Origin of the sequence: Mycobacterium sp. BK086 (assembly GCA_004362315.1) — a bacterium.
Taxonomy (GTDB): domain Bacteria; phylum Actinomycetota; class Actinomycetes; order Mycobacteriales; family Mycobacteriaceae; genus Mycobacterium.
The window spans coordinates 325,555-344,572 of sequence record SNWL01000005.1; the positions used below are offsets into that span (position 1 = coordinate 325,555).

General features: G+C 68.5%; 19 protein-coding genes. 13 read left to right on the forward strand and 6 right to left on the reverse strand.

Annotation, left to right across the window (positions count from 1 at the left end; genetic code table 11):
- Positions 1-65: 65 nt before the first annotated feature.
- Both EV580_RS17955 and EV580_RS17960 read right to left on the reverse strand, forming a co-directional pair.
- A complete protein-coding gene (locus tag EV580_RS17955; RefSeq protein ID WP_133692558.1) occupies positions 66-1,775 on the reverse strand; it encodes an alpha/beta hydrolase in 1,710 nt (569 codons plus the stop codon).
- On the reverse strand, positions 1,772-2,041 hold the full coding sequence (locus tag EV580_RS17960; protein WP_133692559.1) for a DUF7162 family protein: 270 nt from the start codon (positions 2,039-2,041) through the stop codon (positions 1,772-1,774). The genes EV580_RS17955 and EV580_RS17960 overlap by 4 nt, the downstream gene beginning before the upstream one ends.
- A gap of 116 nt (positions 2,042-2,157) precedes the next feature.
- Between EV580_RS17960 and pafA the strand changes: the two genes are divergently transcribed.
- From pafA to EV580_RS17995, 7 genes are all read left to right on the forward strand, one after another.
- On the forward strand, positions 2,158-3,516 hold the full coding sequence (gene pafA / locus EV580_RS17965; protein WP_133692560.1) for a Pup--protein ligase: 1,359 nt from the start codon (positions 2,158-2,160) through the stop codon (positions 3,514-3,516).
- Positions 3,517-3,564: 48 nt separating this feature from the next.
- Positions 3,565-4,554, forward strand: a complete 990-nt coding sequence (locus EV580_RS17970; RefSeq protein ID WP_133692561.1) for a helix-turn-helix transcriptional regulator — start codon at positions 3,565-3,567, stop codon at positions 4,552-4,554.
- Complete coding sequence (locus EV580_RS17975) at positions 4,551-5,516, forward strand: helix-turn-helix transcriptional regulator (RefSeq protein ID WP_133692562.1); 966 nt, start codon at positions 4,551-4,553, stop codon at positions 5,514-5,516. Before EV580_RS17970 ends, EV580_RS17975 begins: the two co-directional genes overlap by 4 nt.
- A 65-nt stretch (positions 5,517-5,581) precedes the next feature.
- Positions 5,582-5,845, forward strand: a complete 264-nt coding sequence (gene tatA, locus EV580_RS17980) for a Sec-independent protein translocase subunit TatA (RefSeq protein WP_133693117.1) — start codon at positions 5,582-5,584, stop codon at positions 5,843-5,845.
- Positions 5,846-5,890: 45 nt separating this feature from the next.
- On the forward strand, positions 5,891-6,829 hold the full coding sequence (tatC, locus tag EV580_RS17985; RefSeq protein ID WP_133692563.1) for a twin-arginine translocase subunit TatC: 939 nt from the start codon (positions 5,891-5,893) through the stop codon (positions 6,827-6,829).
- Entirely contained in the window at positions 6,813-9,575 is a 2,763-nt protein-coding gene (locus tag EV580_RS17990) for a DEAD/DEAH box helicase (protein WP_133692564.1), read from the forward strand. The genes tatC and EV580_RS17990 overlap by 17 nt, the downstream gene beginning before the upstream one ends.
- Positions 9,576-9,631: 56 nt before the next feature.
- Positions 9,632-10,432 (forward strand): DUF4333 domain-containing protein, encoded by an 801-nt coding sequence (locus EV580_RS17995; protein ID WP_133692565.1) that lies wholly within the window; start codon positions 9,632-9,634, stop codon positions 10,430-10,432.
- Here EV580_RS17995 and EV580_RS18000 read toward each other — a convergent pair whose 3' ends face one another.
- Positions 10,433-11,386, reverse strand: a complete 954-nt coding sequence (locus EV580_RS18000; protein ID WP_133692566.1) for a 5'-3' exonuclease — start codon at positions 11,384-11,386, stop codon at positions 10,433-10,435. It abuts the gene before it with no gap.
- Positions 11,387-11,415: 29 nt separating this feature from the next.
- On the opposite strand from EV580_RS18000, the gene EV580_RS18005 reads away from it, so the two are divergent.
- Positions 11,416-11,808 carry a VOC family protein gene (locus EV580_RS18005; RefSeq protein WP_133692567.1) on the forward strand — a complete coding sequence of 131 codons (393 nt, stop codon included), beginning with the start codon at positions 11,416-11,418 and terminating at the stop codon, positions 11,806-11,808.
- On the opposite strand, the gene EV580_RS18010 is transcribed toward EV580_RS18005, so the two are convergent.
- Entirely contained in the window at positions 11,793-12,644 is an 852-nt protein-coding gene (locus EV580_RS18010) for a hypothetical protein (protein WP_133692568.1), read from the reverse strand. The genes EV580_RS18005 and EV580_RS18010 overlap by 16 nt on opposite strands.
- 35 nt (positions 12,645-12,679) lie before the next feature.
- Between EV580_RS18010 and EV580_RS18015 the strand changes: the two genes are divergently transcribed.
- Positions 12,680-13,801: a M24 family metallopeptidase gene (locus tag EV580_RS18015; RefSeq protein WP_133692569.1), complete on the forward strand. Its 1,122-nt coding sequence runs from the start codon at positions 12,680-12,682 to the stop codon at positions 13,799-13,801.
- Here EV580_RS18015 and EV580_RS18020 read toward each other — a convergent pair.
- A complete protein-coding gene (locus EV580_RS18020; protein WP_133692570.1) occupies positions 13,798-14,211 on the reverse strand; it encodes a F420-dependent biliverdin reductase in 414 nt (137 codons plus the stop codon). The two genes, EV580_RS18015 and EV580_RS18020, sit on opposite strands and share 4 nt — an antisense overlap.
- 35 nt (positions 14,212-14,246) lie before the next feature.
- Between EV580_RS18020 and dprE2 the strand changes: the two genes are divergently transcribed.
- From dprE2 to EV580_RS18040, 4 genes are read left to right on the forward strand one after another with little or no spacing between them, the layout of a single operon-like run.
- Entirely contained in the window at positions 14,247-14,990 is a 744-nt protein-coding gene (gene dprE2 / locus EV580_RS18025; RefSeq protein WP_133692571.1) for a decaprenylphospho-beta-D-erythro-pentofuranosid-2-ulose 2-reductase, read from the forward strand.
- Positions 14,987-16,189, forward strand: a complete 1,203-nt coding sequence (cbiE, locus tag EV580_RS18030) for a precorrin-6y C5,15-methyltransferase (decarboxylating) subunit CbiE (protein ID WP_133692572.1) — start codon at positions 14,987-14,989, stop codon at positions 16,187-16,189. The genes dprE2 and cbiE overlap by 4 nt, the downstream gene beginning before the upstream one ends.
- A complete protein-coding gene (gene cobM, locus EV580_RS18035; protein ID WP_133692573.1) occupies positions 16,186-16,941 on the forward strand; it encodes a precorrin-4 C(11)-methyltransferase in 756 nt (251 codons plus the stop codon). The genes cbiE and cobM overlap by 4 nt, the downstream gene beginning before the upstream one ends.
- Positions 16,941-17,669 (forward strand): cobalt-precorrin-6A reductase, encoded by a 729-nt coding sequence (locus EV580_RS18040; protein ID WP_133692574.1) that lies wholly within the window; start codon positions 16,941-16,943, stop codon positions 17,667-17,669. Before cobM ends, EV580_RS18040 begins: the two co-directional genes overlap by 1 nt.
- Here EV580_RS18040 and EV580_RS18045 read toward each other — a convergent pair.
- Entirely contained in the window at positions 17,598-19,001 is a 1,404-nt protein-coding gene (locus tag EV580_RS18045; RefSeq protein WP_133692575.1) for an HNH endonuclease signature motif containing protein, read from the reverse strand. The two genes, EV580_RS18040 and EV580_RS18045, sit on opposite strands and share 72 nt — an antisense overlap.
- Positions 19,002-19,018 lie beyond the last annotated feature (17 nt).

Here is a 19,018-nt window from a genome sequence, read left to right on the forward strand (position 1 = left end):
GACAGAGTAGCGACCTACTCGAATCACCTTCGGATCCGTCGAGTAGTTACTCAGGCGCTACCCGCTCACCTCACCCGGATGTGCTCGCGGTCGCCGCTGATGACCGCGAGGATGTTGTGCCAGGCGTCGGACGGCTCGTTGACGACGTCGCCGTGCGCGGAAGGGCCCGCCATCGGTGTGCCCGTCAGGCGGCGGCCGGGGTCGAGCCGGATGACACCGGGCATCTGGTCCGGGTCTGCGCCGTGCGGGCCGAACGGGATGCCCTGAACCAGGCCGATCGGATCGCCCGGTGCGGTCATGGAGAACCGCACCACCGCGGGGTTGCGATTGTGCCAGCCCGACGGATCCCGCACGCCCACACCGGCTCCCGCGGCTTCGACGTAGATCACCCGGTCGGCGGTCAGGCCGAAACATTCGGCGGTGCCCAGGATCGATCCGCCGTACGAATGACCCACGTACGTCACCGGTTTCGGGCCGGCCTGGCGGTCGACGTCCTCGCTGAAGGCGGCCAGCCGAGGGGCCATTTGCAGGGCATGGTGAGGATCCGCGGCGTCCACCACCCCGGCGGGCAACGGGCCGGTGGGGAAGTGCCCACCGAGATAGCGGATCATCGCCACGTCACCGCCGGATCCGGCGACGAATCGCCGAGCGGTGGCGACATCGTCGGCCGAACCGCCGAATGTGGTGTTGAGCCCGGGGACCAGCACGCCCAGTGCGTGGGCTCGGTCGAGGTCGCCGGACAGCTCGATGAGTGATTCGCGTGCGGGGTCGAACGCCAGGATCTGCCGCGGCACCCGGTGGTCGCGGTCCAGTGGATCGGGGACGTCGGCCAGCAAGCTCTCGTAGTACTCGACGCGGTGGCGCGCCTCGCGGTCATAGCCGGCGATGGTCGCGGCCCGCAGCGCGGGATCGACCTGCATTGTCGCCCAAAGCCGTTCGGCGTCAGCCGGGTCCAGTGTCGGTGCGACGGCGGCGCGCAACTTCACCTCGTCCGGTGCGTCGAGTGTGCGGTGCTCGTCGAGGATCGCGTGAGCGATGTTGATCCGGTTGGCTGCCACTCGCAGTTCCCACGGCACGCCGTCGGTGTTGCCGACCTGGGCGGGCTGCCGTTCGACCAGCCGCTGGCGTTCGGCATTCGACATGGCCGCGATCTGGGCGGCGATGCTGTCCTGGCTCATGTGCGGCCATTCGGCCACCGGATCGCCTGGGGCCGCGGCCGGCCGGACCTGCGCTGGCCCGCCCGATGCGGCGTCGAACGCCGCGTCGATCGCGCGGGCGGCCTCGTCATCGGCCGCACCGAGTGCGCGCAGCGCGTCCCGCAGCACGTGGGTCAGGTCGGCGGCCCGCGCATCGAGCATCGCTCGGGCCGCCGAACCGGATCCACCGCTGCACGCAACCAGCAGAGCCGACGGCGCGGCGGGCGGCCCGACCGTCCCGTCGTCGGCCACCGCGCAGCCCTCGTTTCGCGCATCGGCAAGGGCTGCCAGCACCCGATCCCGGCCGCGTCCGATGACATCGGCGGCGTCACGCGCCTCGGCAGCGGCGAGAACCAGCGCCTGGCACATCCGGCGCAATCCCGCGGCAGTCGGGCCGATGGCGTGCCGGGCCGCACCCGCCGCCGTTCCGGTGAACACGCCCGGGGTACCGGCCATCGCGTCGTCGACCGCATCCGCCTGTGTCTGGAGCCGGCCCGCGGCCGCGACCCACTCGTCGGCCAGTTCGGTCAGTGCCTCGGGCCGCCAGGCAAGCACCTGCGCGACGGTCGCGATGGTCACTGCGGCAGTCGCTCGGCGCCCGCGCGGTCGGCGGCGGCGAGTTCGTCGACCGAGCGGTCTGCCGAGCAAACCCACTCCTGCACGGCCGCGCCAAGTCGGCGCACTTCAGCGGTGACACGCCGGGGCAATGTCAAACCGCCCAGCGCAGACCCGGGTAACGCGTCGAGACCACGGATCGGGATCGCGGCGAGGTCGTCAGCGGCGCGGGTCAGGCGCCCTGCCAGTGCTCTGAGAGTGGCGGGATCGACGGCGACCGGCTCGGGCACGGCTCATGCTGACATGACCGGCGGTCCCGTCTTCTCGGCGATCCACAGGTATTGCGAACGCGTTTCGCGGACCGCTTGCACACCACTAGCGCAAACGAACCAGTAGGCTCGGTGTCGTGCAGCGGAGAATCATGGGCATCGAAACCGAATTCGGTGTCACCTGCACGTTCCACGGCCATCGTCGGCTCAGTCCGGACGAGGTCGCCCGGTACCTGTTCCGCCGGGTGGTGTCGTGGGGCCGCAGCTCGAACGTGTTCCTGCGCAACGGTGCGCGGTTGTATCTCGACGTGGGTAGCCACCCGGAGTACGCCACCGCCGAGTGCGACAACCTGGCGCAGCTGGTCACTCACGACCGTGCCGGTGAACGGGTGCTGGAGGACCTGCTCATCGACGCTGAGCAGCGTCTGGCCGATGAGGGCATCGGCGGTGACATCTACCTGTTCAAGAACAACACCGACTCGGCCGGAAACTCCTACGGCTGCCACGAGAACTACCTGATCGTGCGCGCGGGCGAGTTCTCCCGGATTTCCGACGTCCTGCTGCCGTTCCTGGTCACCCGCCAGCTGATCTGCGGTGCCGGCAAGGTGCTGCAGACCCCCAAGGCCGCGACGTTCTGCCTCTCGCAGCGCGCCGAGCACATCTGGGAAGGGGTCTCCAGCGCGACGACCCGTTCCCGGCCGATCATCAACACCCGCGACGAGCCGCACGCCGACGCCGAGAAGTACCGCCGGCTGCACGTGATCGTCGGCGACTCCAACATGTGCGAGTCCACCACCATGCTCAAGGTCGGCACCGCCTCACTGGTGCTGGAGATGATCGAAGCCGGGGTCGCCTTTCGCGACTTCTCGCTGGACAACCCGATCCGCGCCATCCGCGAGGTCAGCCACGACCTGACCGGCCGCCGGCCGGTTCGGCTCGCAGGCGGGCGGCAGGCCAGCGCCCTGGACATTCAGCGCGAGTACTACGCCCGCGCGGTGGAGTACCTGCAGACCCGCGAGCCCAACACCCAGATCGACCAGGTTGTCGACCTCTGGGGACGCCAGCTCGACGCCGTCGAGAGCCAGGACTTCGCGAAGGTGGACACCGAGATCGACTGGGTGATCAAGCGCAAGCTGTTCCAGCGCTACCAGGACCGCTACAGCATGGAGCTGTCCGACCCCAAGATCAGCCAGCTCGACCTGGCCTACCACGACATCAAGCGTGGTCGCGGCGTGTTCGATCTGCTGCAGCGCAAGGGCCTGGCGACCCGGATCACCACCGACGAGGAGATCGAAGCCGCCGTCGACACGCCGCCGCAGACCACCCGCGCCAAGCTGCGCGGTGAGTTCATCAGCGCCGCCCAGGAAGCCGGCCGCGACTTCACCGTGGACTGGGTGCACCTCAAGCTCAACGACCAGGCCCAGCGCACGGTGCTGTGCAAGGACCCCTTCCGCTCGGTCGACGAGCGGGTCAAGCGGCTCATCGCGAGCATGTGACAAGCGCGCCGCACGAGCGGCGCGCTGATCCCCGCTAAGGTTTTCCGAGTGGCGACATCCAAGGTCGAGCGGTTGATGAATCTCGTCATCGCGCTGCTGTCCACGCACGGCTTCATCACCGCCGAGCGCATCCGAGCCAGCGTGGCCGGCTATGCCGACAGCCCCAGCGACGAGGCGTTTTCCCGGATGTTCGAACGCGACAAGAACGAGCTTCGCGATCTGGGCATCCCGCTGGAGACCGGACGGGTTTCGGCATTCGACCCCACTGAGGGCTACCGGATCAACCGGGACGCCTACGCGCTGCCCGATATCGAGCTGACGAACGAAGAGGCGGGCGCGGTCGCGATCGCCACCCAGCTGTGGGAGTCGCCGGAGCTGATCACCGCCACTCAGGGGGCGTTGCTGAAATTGCGGGCCGCCGGCGTCGACGTCGACCCCGATGCCGCCGTTTCCATCACCACCGCCGCCGGACCGGCCGGGTTGCGCGGGTCGGAGGATGTGCTGGGAAACCTGTTGTCCGCCATCGACTCCGGGCAGGCGGTGCAATTCCGGCACCGTTCACTGCGTACTGATCCCTACACCGTGCGCACCGTGGAGCCGTGGGGTGTGGTCACCGAGCGGGGGCGTTGGTACCTTGTCGGCCACGACCGAGATCGCAACGCCACCAGAACCTTTCGGATATCCCGCATCGACACTGACATCAAGGCCGTCGGGGCGCCGGGATCGGTGGTCCGGCCGGCCGGTGTCGACCTGCGGGCCATCGTCGCCCAGGTCATCGGGGAGGCCCCCAGCGGTGTGACGGCTTTGGTGTGGGTCGCCGACGGCCGGGCAATGTCATTGCGCCGCAACGGTAAATCGACTGGTGCGCGCACCATCGGCGGACGCGCAGGCGAGGTCATCGAGCTCGACATCGGCACCAGAGACCGGCTGGCCCGCGAGGTTGCGGGCTACGGGGCCGACGCGCTGGTGCTGGAACCCGAAACGCTGCGCGACGATGTGCTGGCGCGGCTGCGTGCGCAGGCAGGGGAGAGCGCGTGACTCCCGTTTCGACGCGGCTGGTGCGGCTGCTGAACATGGTGCCGTACCTGAAGGCCAACCCCTCCATCACCTATGAGGAGGCGGCAGCCGATCTCGGCGTGAGCCGCAAGCAGCTGCAGCAGGATCTCGACCAGCTCTGGATGTGCGGCCTCCCCGGCTACGGTCCGGGTGACCTGATCGACTTCGAATTCTCCGGTGACACCATCAAAGTCACGTTCTCGGCGGGCATGGACGAGCCGCTGCGGCTGACGTCGCCGGAAGCCACCGGACTGTTGGTCGCGTTGCGTGCGCTGATCGACATTCCCGGCGTTGTCGACCCGCAGGCCGCGCTGAGCGCGATCGCCAAGATCGAGTCAGCCGCGGGAACCGTCAGCCACGACCACACACACGCCGTCGGCGCGGTGGAGGAACGGGCGCCCATCGAAAGCGATACCGCCGCGGCGGTGCGTGCCGCGGTCCGCGACGGCCGCGCGCTGTCCATCGAGTACTACTCGGCATCTCGGGACACGTTGTCGAGCCGGGTCGTCGATCCCATCCGGGTTGTCCTCGTCGGCGACCACAGCTATCTGCATGCGTGGTCGCCCGACGCCGACGGGGTGCGTCTGTTCCGATTCGACCGGATCGTCGAGGCGACGGTCCTCGACCAGGCAGCCGTGCCGCCGGAACCGGCCGCCCCGCCGGACACCTCGTTGTTCGATGCCGACCCCGCCCTGCCCGCGGCGACGCTGCTGCTGGCCCCGGCTGCGTCGTGGATGCTCGAGTACTACCCGATGCGGATCCTCGAGGAGCTGCCCGACGGCCATCACAAGGCCGTGATGACGTATGCCTCCGAGGAGTGGATGGCCCGGGTGCTGCTGGGATTCGGTGCCGACGTCCGGGTGCTGGAGCCGCAGTCGCTGGTCGCCAGGGTGCGAGAGGGCGCGGCGGCGGCCCTGGCCGCCTACGCCGAACTGTCCGGCTGACCTGCATCCCGGCTCGTCAGGGGGTCAGTGGGGTAGCATCGAACCAACGTCTGGAGGTGACCAAATTGGGTGCTCTACAACCGTGGCACTGGCTGATTCTCATCGCCGTGGTCGTGCTGCTCTTCGGGTCGAAGAGGTTGCCTGACGCGGCCCGCTCGCTGGGCAAGTCGATGCGCATCTTCAAGTCCGAGGTGAAGGAGCTGCAGAGCGAGAACAAGACGGATACTCCCGTCACGCCCGCGCAGCCGCCGACCCAGGTTCAGTCCGAGCGCGTCGAGGCCCCGGTGACACCGCCGGCCCAGAGCCACACCGACGCCAAACCGGCCTGAAACCCATAACGACCAGGCGCTTCTGCGCCGTAGTTAGACGCTGCCGTGCGCACCCCTAAAATCCTGTCGCGGCTCGATCCTCGGCAACGCCGCAGCCGCACCAATCCCGACGGGACGATGTCCCTCGTCGACCACATCCGGGAGCTGCGGACCCGGCTGCTGATCTCCCTGGCCGGCATCACGCTGACCACGATCATCGGCTTCCTCTGGTACAGCCACGGGTTCTTCGGTATCGAGAGCCTGGGTGAATGGCTGCGCGAGCCCTACTGTTCGCTGCCGCAGTCGGCGCGGGCCGAGATCAGCGCCGACGGCGGATGCCGATTACTGGCGACCGCGCCGTTCGACCAATTCATGCTGCGGCTCAAGGTGGGCCTGACCGCGGGTATCGTGCTGGCCTGCCCGATCTGGCTACACCAGCTGTGGTCGTTCATCACCCCCGGGCTGTACCGCAACGAGCGCCGCTTCGCGTCGATCTTCGTGTTCTTCGCCGCCGTGCTGTTCGTGTCCGGCACCGTGCTGGCCTACTTCGTGCTGTCGAAGGCCCTGCACTTCCTGCTCACGGTCGGCAGCGACGTTCAGGTCACCGCGCTGTCCGGCGCTGAATATTTCGGCTTCCTGATCAACCTGCTGCTGATCTTCGGCGTCAGCTTCGAATTCCCCCTGCTGATCATCATGCTCAACATGATCGGGGTGCTGCCGTACGCCAAGCTCAAGTCATGGCGCCGCGGGCTGATCTTCGGGGTGTTCGTGTTCGCCGCGTTCGCCACGCCGGGCTCGGACCCGTTCTCCATGCTGGCGCTCGGCCTGGCGCTGACACTGTTGCTGGAGTTCGCCATCCAGATCGCCCGACTGCACGACCGGCGAAAAGCCAAGCGGGAGGCGCAAGCCGAGATTCCCGACGATCAGGCCGCGCCCATCGAGGCGCCGACTCCGGTGGCCGCCCCGGTGACGACGTTCGCGGCACAGCATGACGACATCACCTAGCCAGCTCGCGGAGTTCACTGAGCTGCTGACGTTTCGGCTCGATCCGTTCCAGGTGCGGGCGTGTGAGGCCCTCGAACGCGGCCACGGCGTGCTGGTGTGCGCACCGACCGGTGCGGGCAAGACCGTCGTCGGCGAATTCGCGGTACACCTGGCGCTGGCGGCGGGCCGAAAGTGCTTCTACACCACGCCGATCAAGGCGCTGAGCAACCAGAAGCACAACGATCTGGTGCGCCGCTACGGCGCGGAGAACATCGGGCTGCTGACCGGCGACCAGTCGGTCAACGGCGACGCGCCGATCGTGGTGATGACCACCGAGGTGCTGCGCAACATGCTGTACGCCGGGTCTGATGCGCTGCACGGACTTTCGCATGTGGTGATGGACGAGGTCCACTTCCTTGCCGACCGGATGCGCGGTGCGGTGTGGGAAGAGGTCATCCTGCACCTGCCCGAGGATGTGCGCCTGGTCAGCTTGTCGGCCACCGTGAGCAATGCCGAGGAATTCGGTGGCTGGATCCAGACCGTGCGCGGCGACACGACCGTCGTCGTCGACGAGCACCGGCCGGTTCCGTTGTGGCAACACGTGTTGGTGGGCAAGCGGCTGTTCGACCTGTTCGACTACGACCGCGAGGGCAAACAACATCTCGTCGACCCGGACCTGATCCGGCACATCGCCCACCGGCGCGAGGCCGAACGGCTGACCGACTGGGAACCGCGCCGTCGCGGGCCCGGCCGCCCCGGCAACCGATCGGGCCTCTACCGCCCGCCGGCCCGACCGGACGTGATCGCCTCGCTCGACCGCGAAGGGCTGTTGCCCGCCATCACATTCATCTTCTCCCGGGCCGGCTGCGACGCCGCCGTGAAGCAGTGCCTCCGCAGCCCGCTGAAGCTGACCAGCGACGAGGACCGCAAGCGGATCGCGGAGGTGATCGACCGCCGCTGCGGGGATCTCGCCGATTCCGATCTGGTGGTTCTCGACTATTACGAGTGGCGGGAGGGCCTGCTGCGGGGGCTTGCGGCTCACCACGCCGGCATGCTGCCGGTGTTTCGGCACACCGTCGAAGAACTCTTCACCGCAGGTCTGGTCAAGGCCGTCTTCGCCACTGAGACACTGGCTTTGGGCATCAACATGCCCGCCCGCACCGTCGTGCTGGAGAAGCTGGTCAAGTTCAACGGTGAACAGCACATGCCACTGACGCCGGGGGAGTACACCCAGCTGACCGGGCGTGCCGGGCGGCGCGGGATCGACATCGAAGGCCACGCCGTCGTGCTGTGGCACCCGGACGTGGAGCCCGCCGAAGTCGCCGGGCTGGCGTCGACCCGTACCTTCCCGCTGAAGAGTTCGTTCGCACCGTCGTACAACATGACGATCAACCTGGTGAACCAGATGGGTCCCGAGCAGGCGCATGCGCTGTTGGAGCGGTCCTTCGCGCAATATCAGGCCGACCGGTCGGTCGTCGGGCTGGTCCGCGGTGTGGAGCGCGGCGAGAAGATGCTGGGCGAGATCGCCGCCGAGATGGGCTGGGATCGCCGCGCCCACCCTGACCGCGAGCCGCCGATCCTCGATTACGTGCGGCTGCGCGCGACGATCAGCGAGCGGGAGCGCGCACAGTCGCGGGCCTCGCGACTGCAGCGTAGGCAGGCGACCACCGACGCGCTGGCCGCACTGCGTAAGGGCGACATCATCAACATCACCCAGGGCCGCCGCGGCGGATTGGCCGTGGTGCTCGAGGCGGCTCACGAAACCGACGATCCGCGTCCGCTCGTCCTGACCGAACACCATTGGGCCGGAAGGGTTTCCTCGGCCGACTTCGCCGGGGCGGCGGCGCCGCTCGGGTCGATGTCCTTGCCCAAGCGGGTCGAGCATCGCCAGCCGCGGGTGCGCCGCGATCTGGCCTCGGCGCTGCGGTCGGCGGCGGTCGGGCTGTCTGTGCCCTCGGCCCGCAGGCGGCGCGGCGAGAGCGACGAAGCGGCCGATATCGATCCCGAGCTACTGGCCCTGCGCGAGTCCATGCGCAAGCATTCGGCGCACGGGCTGGCCGACCGGGAAGCCAAGGTGCGGATCGGTGAGCGCTACCTGCGGGTGGAACGCGACAACGAGCAGATCCGCAAGAAGGTCAGCGCGGCGACCAATTCGCTGGCCCGCACCTTCGACCGGATCGTCGGGCTGCTGACTGAGCGCGGGTTCATAGAAGACCGGGATGGCGACCCGAGGGTGACGGCCGACGGGCGGCTACTCGCGCGGATCTACAGCGAGAGCGACCTGCTGGTCGCCGAATGCCTGCGCACGGGGATCTGGAAGGGGCTGGCCCCAGCCGAGCTGGCGGCGGTTCTCTCGGCCATGGTGTTCGAGGCCCGGGGCAGCGACGGCCCGACACCGGCGCATGCGATCGAGATGCCCACCGGGAACGTGCGACGCGCCCTCGTCGAGACCCGTCGACTGTCCGGGCAGCTGCGTGCTGACGAGAACCGGCACCGGATCGCCCCGTCGCGCGAGCCCGACGAGGGATTCGTCGCCGCCATGTACCGGTGGGCGACGACCGGCGACCTGGCCGCCGCGCTTGCGGCCTCCGATGTCGCCGGAGGTGGCACACCGCTGCCCGCGGGCGACTTCGTGCGGTGGTGCCGTCAAGTGCTCGACCTGCTCGATCAGGTGCGCAACGCGGGGCCGGAAGCGGGCCTGCGTAGCACCGCGAAACGCGCCATCGACGACATCCGGCGCGGCGTCGTCGCTGTTGATGGCGGGTAGGGTGATGCAAACGCTACGGTGGGAGCGGCGAATCGCGACCAGATCAAGGAGAGACGATGAGCGGACCGCAGGGATCTGACCCCAATCCCTGGCAGGGCCAGCCCGCACAGGGTCAGGATCAGCCCGCCTCCGGCTCCGAGCAGCCCACGCCCGCCTGGCAGCCGCCGGAAACACCGGCCCCGGAAACCCCGGCCTGGGGGCAGCAGCCGACCGGCGAGCCTCCGGCGTGGCAGCCACCCGCCTACACCCAGCAGCAGTACCCGCAGTACGGCCAGCAGCCGACGCAGGGCTACCCGCAGCAGCAGCCGTACCAGGCGCCGACCGAATACAACCCGGGCACCTACGGCCAGCCCGGCCAGTACGGTCAGCAGCCTCAGCCCGGTCAGTACGGCCAGCCCGGTCAGTACGGCCAGCCCCAATACGGGCAGTATCCGCAGCAGCCGGGCCAGTACCCGGGCGACCCCAACCAGCCCGGTCAGTACGCCCCGTACCCGCAGCTGGACGGTGGAGAGGCCGCCAAGAAGTCCTCGGCGGTGATCTTCACCGTCATCGGTGTGCTGGCCGCGATCGTCGTGGCGGTCGTGCTGGTGATGGGCTTCTGGAAGCCCGGCTTCTTCGTCACCACCAAGCTGGATATCGCCAAGGCTCAGGTGGGCGTGCAGCAGATCCTCACCGACGAGACGAACGGCTACGGCGCCAAGAACGTCAAGGACGTCAAGTGCAACAACGGCGCCAACCCGACGGTCAAGAAGGGCGACACGTTCACCTGCGAGGTGAGCATCGACGGCACCAAGCGCCAGGTGACGGTGACGTTCCAGGACGACAAGGGCACCTACGAGGTCGGCCGGCCCAAGTAGTCAGTCGAGGGCGTCCAGCGCCTTCTGCAGGCGACCGATAGACGAACCGACTCCGTACGCGTGCGCCAGCTCGGCGACGCGGGCGGGGTCGGCCGCGGACAGCGGTAACCGGTCGTCGGCCATCGAGAACTCCACGGGTGCATCGCGGGCGACCGCCACCACCGGCCCGGCCAGGTCGATGTAGTCGGTGGCGGCCAGCAGCTTCGCGCGAAAAGCCTTGGACAGCTTCGATTTCGGATCGTGCGCGGCGGCCAGGATGTCCTCCAGCGACCCGTATTGGGCCAGCAGTGTGGCCGCGGTCTTCTCCCCGACACCGGGCACGCCGGGCAGCCCGTCGGACGGATCACCGCGCAGCAGGGCCAATTCGGCGTAGGCAGGTCCGGCCCGGTGGGCCGGCACGCCGTATTTCTCGGCGACCTCGGTCGGCCCGAACATCGTCGCGTTGGACAGTCCTCGGCCCAGATACAGCACCCGCACCGCCACCGGGTCGTCGCCGACCAGCTGCAGCAGATCGCGGTCACCGCTGACAACCACGACGGGATCACGCGTCTCGGCGGTGGCCAGGGTGCCCAGCACATCGTCGGCTTCGTAGCCTTCCGCGCCCGCGGTCGCGATCCCGAATGCGTCCAGCAGCTCCATGATCATGTCGACCTGATGGCTCAGCTCGTCGGGTACTTCCTCCACATCCGTTTGGCCACTGGGGTTTTCCTCCGCCACCCGATGGGCCTTGTACGACGGGATCGCGTCGACCCGGAACTGCGGGCGCCAGTCCAGATCCAGGCAGACCACCAGCCGCGACGGCCGCTCGCGGGTGATCAGCGTCGCCACGCTGTCGATGAAGCCGCGCACGGCGTTGACCTGCCTACCGTCGGGCGCCTTGATCGACGAGGGCACGCCGAAGAAGGAACGAAACCACATGCTCGCGCCGTCGAGCAGCAACACCGGTGCAGACATGCCAGTCATCCTGCCAGTAGCGTTGGGGGATGTCGTTCGCCATCGAGCGGATCGACCACGTGGTGCTCAACTGTCGTGACGTCGACGCGGTCGCCGACTGGTACGTCCGCGTCCTCGGTATGCGCCGCGAGGTGTTCGCGGGCGGCCGGGTGGCACTGCGATTCGGCGACCAGATGCTCAATCTGCGGCCCACCGGCGCACCGAACTGGCCCACGGCGGCGGCGGATTCGCCGGGCTCGGTGGACCTGTGCTTCATCACCACCGCGCCGCCCGACGATGTCGCGGTCGGGTTGCGGAAAGCCGGCGTGACGATCACCGAAGGGCCCGTCCCCAAAACTGGTGCGCTGGGTCCGATGACGTCGTACTACTGCCGTGACCCCGAGGGAAATCTGGTCGAGATCGCGAGTTATCCGCGCCCGTAACGGAACACGTACGAGGCGGCGGTGATGGCCTTGTCGCCGGCGCCCTCGTCGTACATCGTGGCGCGCACCGCGACCGTGCCTGCCGTGCCGGGGATCGGCTCCGCCTCCACCCGGAACGGCCCGATCTTGCCGCGCGCCAGGAACATCACATGCGAACTGGCGCCTTGTAGCTGATCGGTGCCGACCGCGGCGGCTGCGGCGTCCAGGGCGGCGGTTTCGAGCACCACGAACTGCGGGCCGATGTGCAGCGCGGCATCCGGCGACGCCACTTCGACGGACAGTTCGGGGAGCGCCCAGACACCGTCGGGCCGGCGTGCCGCGCCGAACACCTGCCACAGCGGGGGCAGGTCGGGGGAGTCGACGACCTGGATCGGGTTGAGTTCCATCTTCTCCAGCCCCTCGGGTGGGACGCCGATACTGACGCCCTGGCCCTCGTTGAGTGCGAGCACGCGAGAAGGGTTGTCCGCGTCCACGATCCGGGACCGGCTGTACGACATCTGCCTGCCGCGCTTGAGGTCTTCGGATTGGATCTCGATGCGGCGGACGTCGCGGCCCGGATCGAGCACCTGGATGGAGATCACCACCGGGTTGGGCACGGCCTCCCGGTCGGAGACCAGTCCGCTGTCCGGTGAGACGATGCCCAGCACTGCCAGGAACAGCCCGCCTGTCGGATTGCGCATGTCGTGGCGGATGTCGACGGTGTCGTCGGCGCCGACGTCCATCGACGAGTAGCTGCGGCCCAGGTAGCGATAGCTGAGCAGCCCGCCCCACCGGCGGTTGAGTTCGGCGGCATAGGCCGCGGGGTCGTCGGTGAGCTCACGGATGTCGCGCAGCATCGCGTCATCGTATGCCTGCGGCTAGCCTGGCTGGCATGAGCTCGGATCGTTTCAGCAGCGATGTCTATGCCCGCCGGCTTGCCGCCGCAGCTGCCCTGGCCGCCGACGCCGATCTGGCCGGTCTGGTCATCACGCCCGGCTATGACCTGCGCTATCTGGTCGGCTCGGCGGCACAGACGTTCGAGCGACTGACCGCGCTGGTGGTGCCGGCCACCGGTCAGCCGATCATGGTCGTGCCGCGTCTGGAGCTGGCCTCGCTGAAGGATTCCGCCGTCGTCGACCTCGGTTTGCCCGTGCAGGACTGGGTGGACGGCGAGAACCCCTACGACATCGTCGCTGTCGCCCTCGGTGGACACGCGCGGGTCGCGGTCACCGATTCGATGCCCGCGCTGCACCTGTTGCCGCTGGCCGAGCGCTTCGGTTCGACGCCGGTGCTGGCCACCGACGTGCTGCGCTCGCTGCGGATGGTCAAGGATCCGGCCGAGATCGACGCGCTGCGCAAGGCGGGCGCCGCGATCGACCGGGTGCACGCGCGCGTGCCCGAATTCCTGGTGCCCGGTCGAACCGAAGCCGACGTCGCCGACGACATCGCCAAAGCCATTGTGGCCGAAGGGCATTCATCGGTGGCGTTCATCATCGTCGGCTCCGGTCCGCACGGCGCCGACCCGCACCACGAATGCTCCGATCGGGTGCTGCAGGCCGGCGACATCGTCGTCGTCGACATCGGCGGGCCGTACGCGCCCGGCTACAACTCCGACTGCACCCGCACCTACAGCCTGGGCGAGCCCAGTGCTGAGATTTCCCAGCAGTACGCGGTGCTGCAGCGGGCTCAGGCCGCGGCGGTCGCGGCCGTGCGTCCCGGTGTGACAGCCGAACAGGTCGACGCCGCCGCCCGCGACGTGCTGGCCGACGCCGGGCTGGCCGAGTACTTCGTGCACCGCACCGGGCACGGGATCGGGCTGTCGGTGCACGAGGAGCCCTACATCGTGGCGGGCAACGACCTGCCGCTGACCGAAGGCATGGCATTCTCGGTCGAGCCGGGTGTGTACTTCCCGGGCAAGTGGGGCGCCCGAATCGAAGACATCGTGATCGTCACCGCGGACGGCGCGCTGGCCGTCAACAGCGGCCCGCACGAACTGACGGTGGTGCCGGTCTAGCCCTTGCGGTCGAGCAGATCCGAGGACCCGAGAACCCGCGTCACGTGCACTTCGATGACGACGCGCTTCGGATTGACGCGCGGGGTGCGGTAGCGCTGGGCGTAGCGCAGCTCGGCGTCGCGGACCGCGGCCGGATCGCGGTTGACGCTGGCCTGGCCCTCCAGCGACAGCCAGCGGGCGCCGTCGACCTGGGAGAGCACGCCCGCGGCACCGTCCCGGTCGGCGTTGATCGCCTTCTGGGAGCCGTCGCTGGTAATGACCCGCGCGATGTGGGTCTTGGGATCGAAGGTGAAACCGACAGCCACCACGTGTGGTGAATTGTCCGAGCGCAAGGTCGTCAGCATCGCCAGGTGGCGTTCGGTGAGAAATGCCAGTGCGTCGCTGGTCAGCCGGGTCGTTGAGTTGCCCATCAACGTCCACGCTAGCGCAGTGGATAATCACAGCCGTGAATGACACGGGTCCGGTTGTGATCTTCGGCGGTCGCAGCGAGATCGGTGTCGAAGTCGCCGCGCGATTGGCGCCCGGAGCCACGGTGGTGCTGGCCGCCCGACGTGCCGACCAGCTCGAGGATGAAGTCCGTGCAGTGCGTGCGGCCGGAGCGACGGCGGTGCACACGGTCGAATTCGACGCCGACGATCTGGCGTCGCACGGCCCCCTGGTCGAGCGGCTGATCGCTGAGCACGGTCCGATCGGTACCGCCGTGCTGGCGTTCGGGATCCTGGGCGATCAGGCCCGTGCCGAGGCCGACGCAACGCATGCCGCCGCGATCATGCAGACCGACTTCGTGGCGCAAGTCGGCCTGCTGACCCACCTGTCGTCCGCGATGCGCGCGGCGGGCGGTGGCGCGCTGGTGGTGTTTTCGTCGATCGCGGGGGTGCGGGCGCGCCGCGCCAACTACGTCTACGGCTCGGCGAAGGCCGGACTGGATGCGTTCGCCTCCGGGCTGGCCGATGCGTTGCACGGCAGCGGGGTGCGGCTGCTGCTTGTGCGGCCGGGCTTTGTCGTCGGGCGGATGACGACAGGAATGGACCCCGCACCGTTGTCCAGCACGCCGGCACAGGTGGCCGACGCGGCGGTCAAGGCGCTCCGCAAGGGCCGCAGCTCGGTGTGGGTACCGGCGCCGCTTGCGGTGCTGGCCTCCGCATTTCGGATGACGCCTCGCTTCGTATGGCGGAGGATGCCCCGATGATCTTTGTGGTCGGTATCGGCGCCGACGGGATGGCTGGCCTGGCGCCCGCATCAGCGGCTGAATTGCGCAGGGCAACAGTTGTTTACGGCTCCCGGCGGCAGCTCGATCTGTTGGACGATTCGGTCGCCGCCGAGCGGCGGGAATGGGGTAAGCCGTTCCTGGACGGCCTGTACGCGATTCGCGACTTCGACGGGGACGTGCATGTGGTGGCCAGTGGTGACCCGATGCTGCACGGCGTCGGCGCCTCGCTGATTGGGCTGTGTGGCGCCGGGCGGGTGACGGTGCTGCCACACGTGTCGAGCGTGACCCTGGCGTGCGCGCGGATGGGATGGGCGGTCCAGGACACCGAGGTGATCAGTTTGATGACCGCGCAACCGTCCGCCGCCATTCGCCGCAGTGGACAGGCGATCGTCCTGTCCAGCGGTCCGCCCGACGTGCGAGCAGTCGCCATCGCGCTCTGGAACCACAACCGCGGCGATTCCGAATTGACTGTCCTCGAGCAGTTGGGCGGCCCGGGCGAACGCCGCCACGACGGCACCGCCCGGGAATGGGCGGACGACCCGCCGGTCGACATCGACGCCCTGCACGTGATCGCCATCCGGTATCTGCCGGCCGAGCCGGTGTGGTTGCTACCCGACAGTGCGTTCACCAGCGACGGACAGATCACCAAACAGTCCATCCGATTGGCCACCCTTGCGGCACTGGCACCCAAGCCTGGCGAGCGGTTGTGGGATGTCGGTGCCGGGTCGGGGAGCATTTCGGTCGAATGGTGCCGCGCCTGGCCGGACTGCACCGCGGTGGCATTTGAGCGCGATGAGCGAAGGCGTCTGTTCGTCGGACTCAACGCGGTCTCCCACGTTGTCGACATCGAGGTACACGGGGAAGCACCGGACGCGTTCGGCGACGCCAGGCTCAGGGATGGTGGCGTCGACGGCGTGGCGCGTCCATCGGCGATCTTCATCGGCGGCGGCATCACCAACCCCGGGCTGCTCGAGGCGTGCTGGGAGCACTTGCCCGTCGGCGGGCGGCTCGTCGCCAATGCCGTCACCGTGGAATCCGAAGCCCTTGTCGCCCAGTGGTATTCGAAGCTCGGTGGTGAGCTTCGTAAATTCCAGCACTACCAGGGCGAGCCGCTGGGGGACTTCACCGCCTGGCGACCGGCCATGCCGATCACACAATGGGTCGTGACCAAACAATGACCGTCTATTTCATCGGCGCCGGTCCGGGCGCGGCCGACCTGATCACCGTCCGCGGGCAGCGGATCCTGCAGCGCTGCTCGGTCTGCCTCTACGCCGGCTCGATCATGCCCGACGACCTTCTGGCGCTGTGCCCCGTCGATGCCAAGGTGGTCGACACCGGTCCGCTGACCCTGGAACAGATCATCGCCGAGTTGGCCGATGCCGACGCCGCCGGACTCGACGTTGCGCGGCTGCACTCCGGTGACCCCGCGATCTACAGCGCGCTGGCCGAGCAGTGCCGCCATCTCGACGCCCTGGGCATCGCCTACGAAATCGTCCCTGGCGTACCGGCATTCGCTGCTGCCGCCGCCGCGCTCAAGCGCGAGCTCACCGTCCCCGGCGTCGCCCAGACCGTGACACTCAGCCGGGTCGCGACGCTATCGACCGCCATGCCCGACGGCGAGGACCTCATCACGCTGTCCCAGCCCGGCGCCACGCTGGTCCTACACCTGGCCGCCCACCGGATCGACGCCATCGTCCCGCAGCTCATCGAAGGCGGCTACCGGCCGGACACCCCGGTCGCCGTCGTCGCGTTCGCCAGCTGGCCCGAGGAAGTCGTGCTGCGCGGCACACTGACCGACATCGCGGGGCAGATGCACGACGCGGGGATCACCAAGACCGCGGTGATCGTCGTCGGCGATGTGCTTGCCGCGGAAGGGTTCACCGACAGCTACCTGTATTCCTCGGGCCGGACCCGGGGCAGTCGGCACTGATGCGGATCCTGCTGCTGGGCGGTACCGGCGAGGCGCGCGCGTTGGCGGCTCGGCTGCATCCGGAATACGACATCGTCAGCTCGCTCGCCGGCCGCGTGCCCGACCCGGCGCTACCGGTCGGGACGGTGCGCATCGGCGGCTTCGGCGGGGTGGCGGGCCTGCGGGAGTGGCTGAACGACAACCAGATCGGCGCCGTCGTCGATGCGACCCATCCGTTCGCGGCGACGATGACCGCGCACGCCGCGCAGGCGTGTGCCGAGCTCGGCTTGCCGCACCTGGTGCTGTCGCGCCCGGCCTGGGATCCGGCCGGGGCGATTCGGGTGGGCTCTGACGTCGAGGCCGCGCAGGTCGTTGCCGACCAACACTATTCGCGGGTGTTCCTCACCACCGGGCGCTCCGGGGTGGGCCCGTTCGTCAACAGTCATGCGTGGTTCCTGATCCGGGTGGTGACCCCGCCCGATGCCGTGGTGCTGCCGTGCAATCACGAACTGCTGCTCTCCCGCGGACCGTACGGCTACGCCGACGAGTGTGCGCTGTTGCGGGACAACAGAATCGATGTGCTGGTGACCAAGAACAGCGGGGGAGCGCTCACCGAGGCCAAGCTCGCCGCCGCCGCCGATCTGGGCATCGCGGTGGTGATGATCGACCGGCCGGCGCTACCCGCTGGAGTCCATGCGGTCGGCACCGTCGACGAGGCAGTCGACTGGATAGCGCGCCTCGCGGCATAGCAGCTCCTCGGGGTGATGGTGGTAGTTCACGCGGGTCTGTCCGCGATCGAGGTGCGGTGGTGGTATCCATTCGGTTCTGTTGTCTCTTCGGCGTTTTCGGGTGGTCCAGCCGGCCGGGCCGTCGTTGACCATGCGGTTGTCGCAGCCGCAGGCCAGGGTGAGTTCGTTGATATCGGTGTTGCCGCCGTGGGCGAAGTCTCGGCTGGCGTGGTGGACCTGCGAGTGATACGCGGCACCGGTGCAATCGGGTTTTGTGCAGCCCCTGTCGATTGCGAAGAGGGCAAGGCGCTGTCCGGGCGACGCCGTACGCCGCGAGCGCCCGTGGTAAAGCTTGATCTCTCTTGGTGATTCGAACACCGTCAGGTAGGGGTGGGCGTGGGCGGCCATCCGAATGAGTGTTGGTATGGGTAGGTAGCTGCCGCCGCCGGTGTGGGCCAACCCCGCTGCGGAGGTCAGCTGTTCCAGCGTGGTGGTGGCGACGATGGTGACGGGCAGGCCGTTGTGCTGACCGAGCTGCCCAGAGGAGAGCATGGCCATGCACACCGTCTTGAGTGCGTCGTGGGTGCGCTGTGCGGCCGATCGCGTGTCGTTGGTGACCTGCGATTCGGTGGGTGTTCCGTCCACGCAAGGAGTCTCGTCGTCCGGGTTGCAGTAGCCGGGGGCGGCGAGCTTTGCGTTGGTGGCGTCCAGGGCCGCCCGCATTTCCGGATCCACCCACCCGGTGACCTTGCTCATTCCGTCGACTTGTTGTGGCCCTAGGGTGATTCCGCGTTTGCGGGCCTGGTCGCGTTCGTCGTGGAGGGCGCCGTCCTGGTTGATCATCGCCATCAACTGCTGAGCGAGTTTGCGCAGTCCTTCTGGGCTGAGCCCGCCGGCCAGCCCGCCCAGTTGAGCTTCGGCATGCTCGCGTGTCTCCGCATCGACGGCTGCGGGCAGATGGTTCATGAATGACCGGATCACGGCCACGTGGTCGGTGCCGATTTCACCACGAGCTTGGGCGGCGGCGGTCGTGGGCAGCGCCGGCGGCAGCGTTTCCCCGGTGATGGCATGCCGTGGCCCCAGTTCCGCGGCCTCGGTCAGCCGTTGGCCGGCGTCGGTACCGCTGATCCCGAGCCGGTGGGTGAGCACGGCACGCCACGATTTGGCGCCCACGGCGATGGGTGTCGTTTGCGATTGCAGCTGGGTCAGGACGGTGTGTTCGACCGCGGGCAGCAGGCGGCGCAGCCGTTCCATCCGCTCGAGCGCGACCAGAAGTTCGGGTGCCGGCATGTCGGCTGCCGGTAACGCTGCCACCTTGTCCCAGGCGGTCAATACGTCATCCAACGCGTCCACATGATTCGAACACTAGT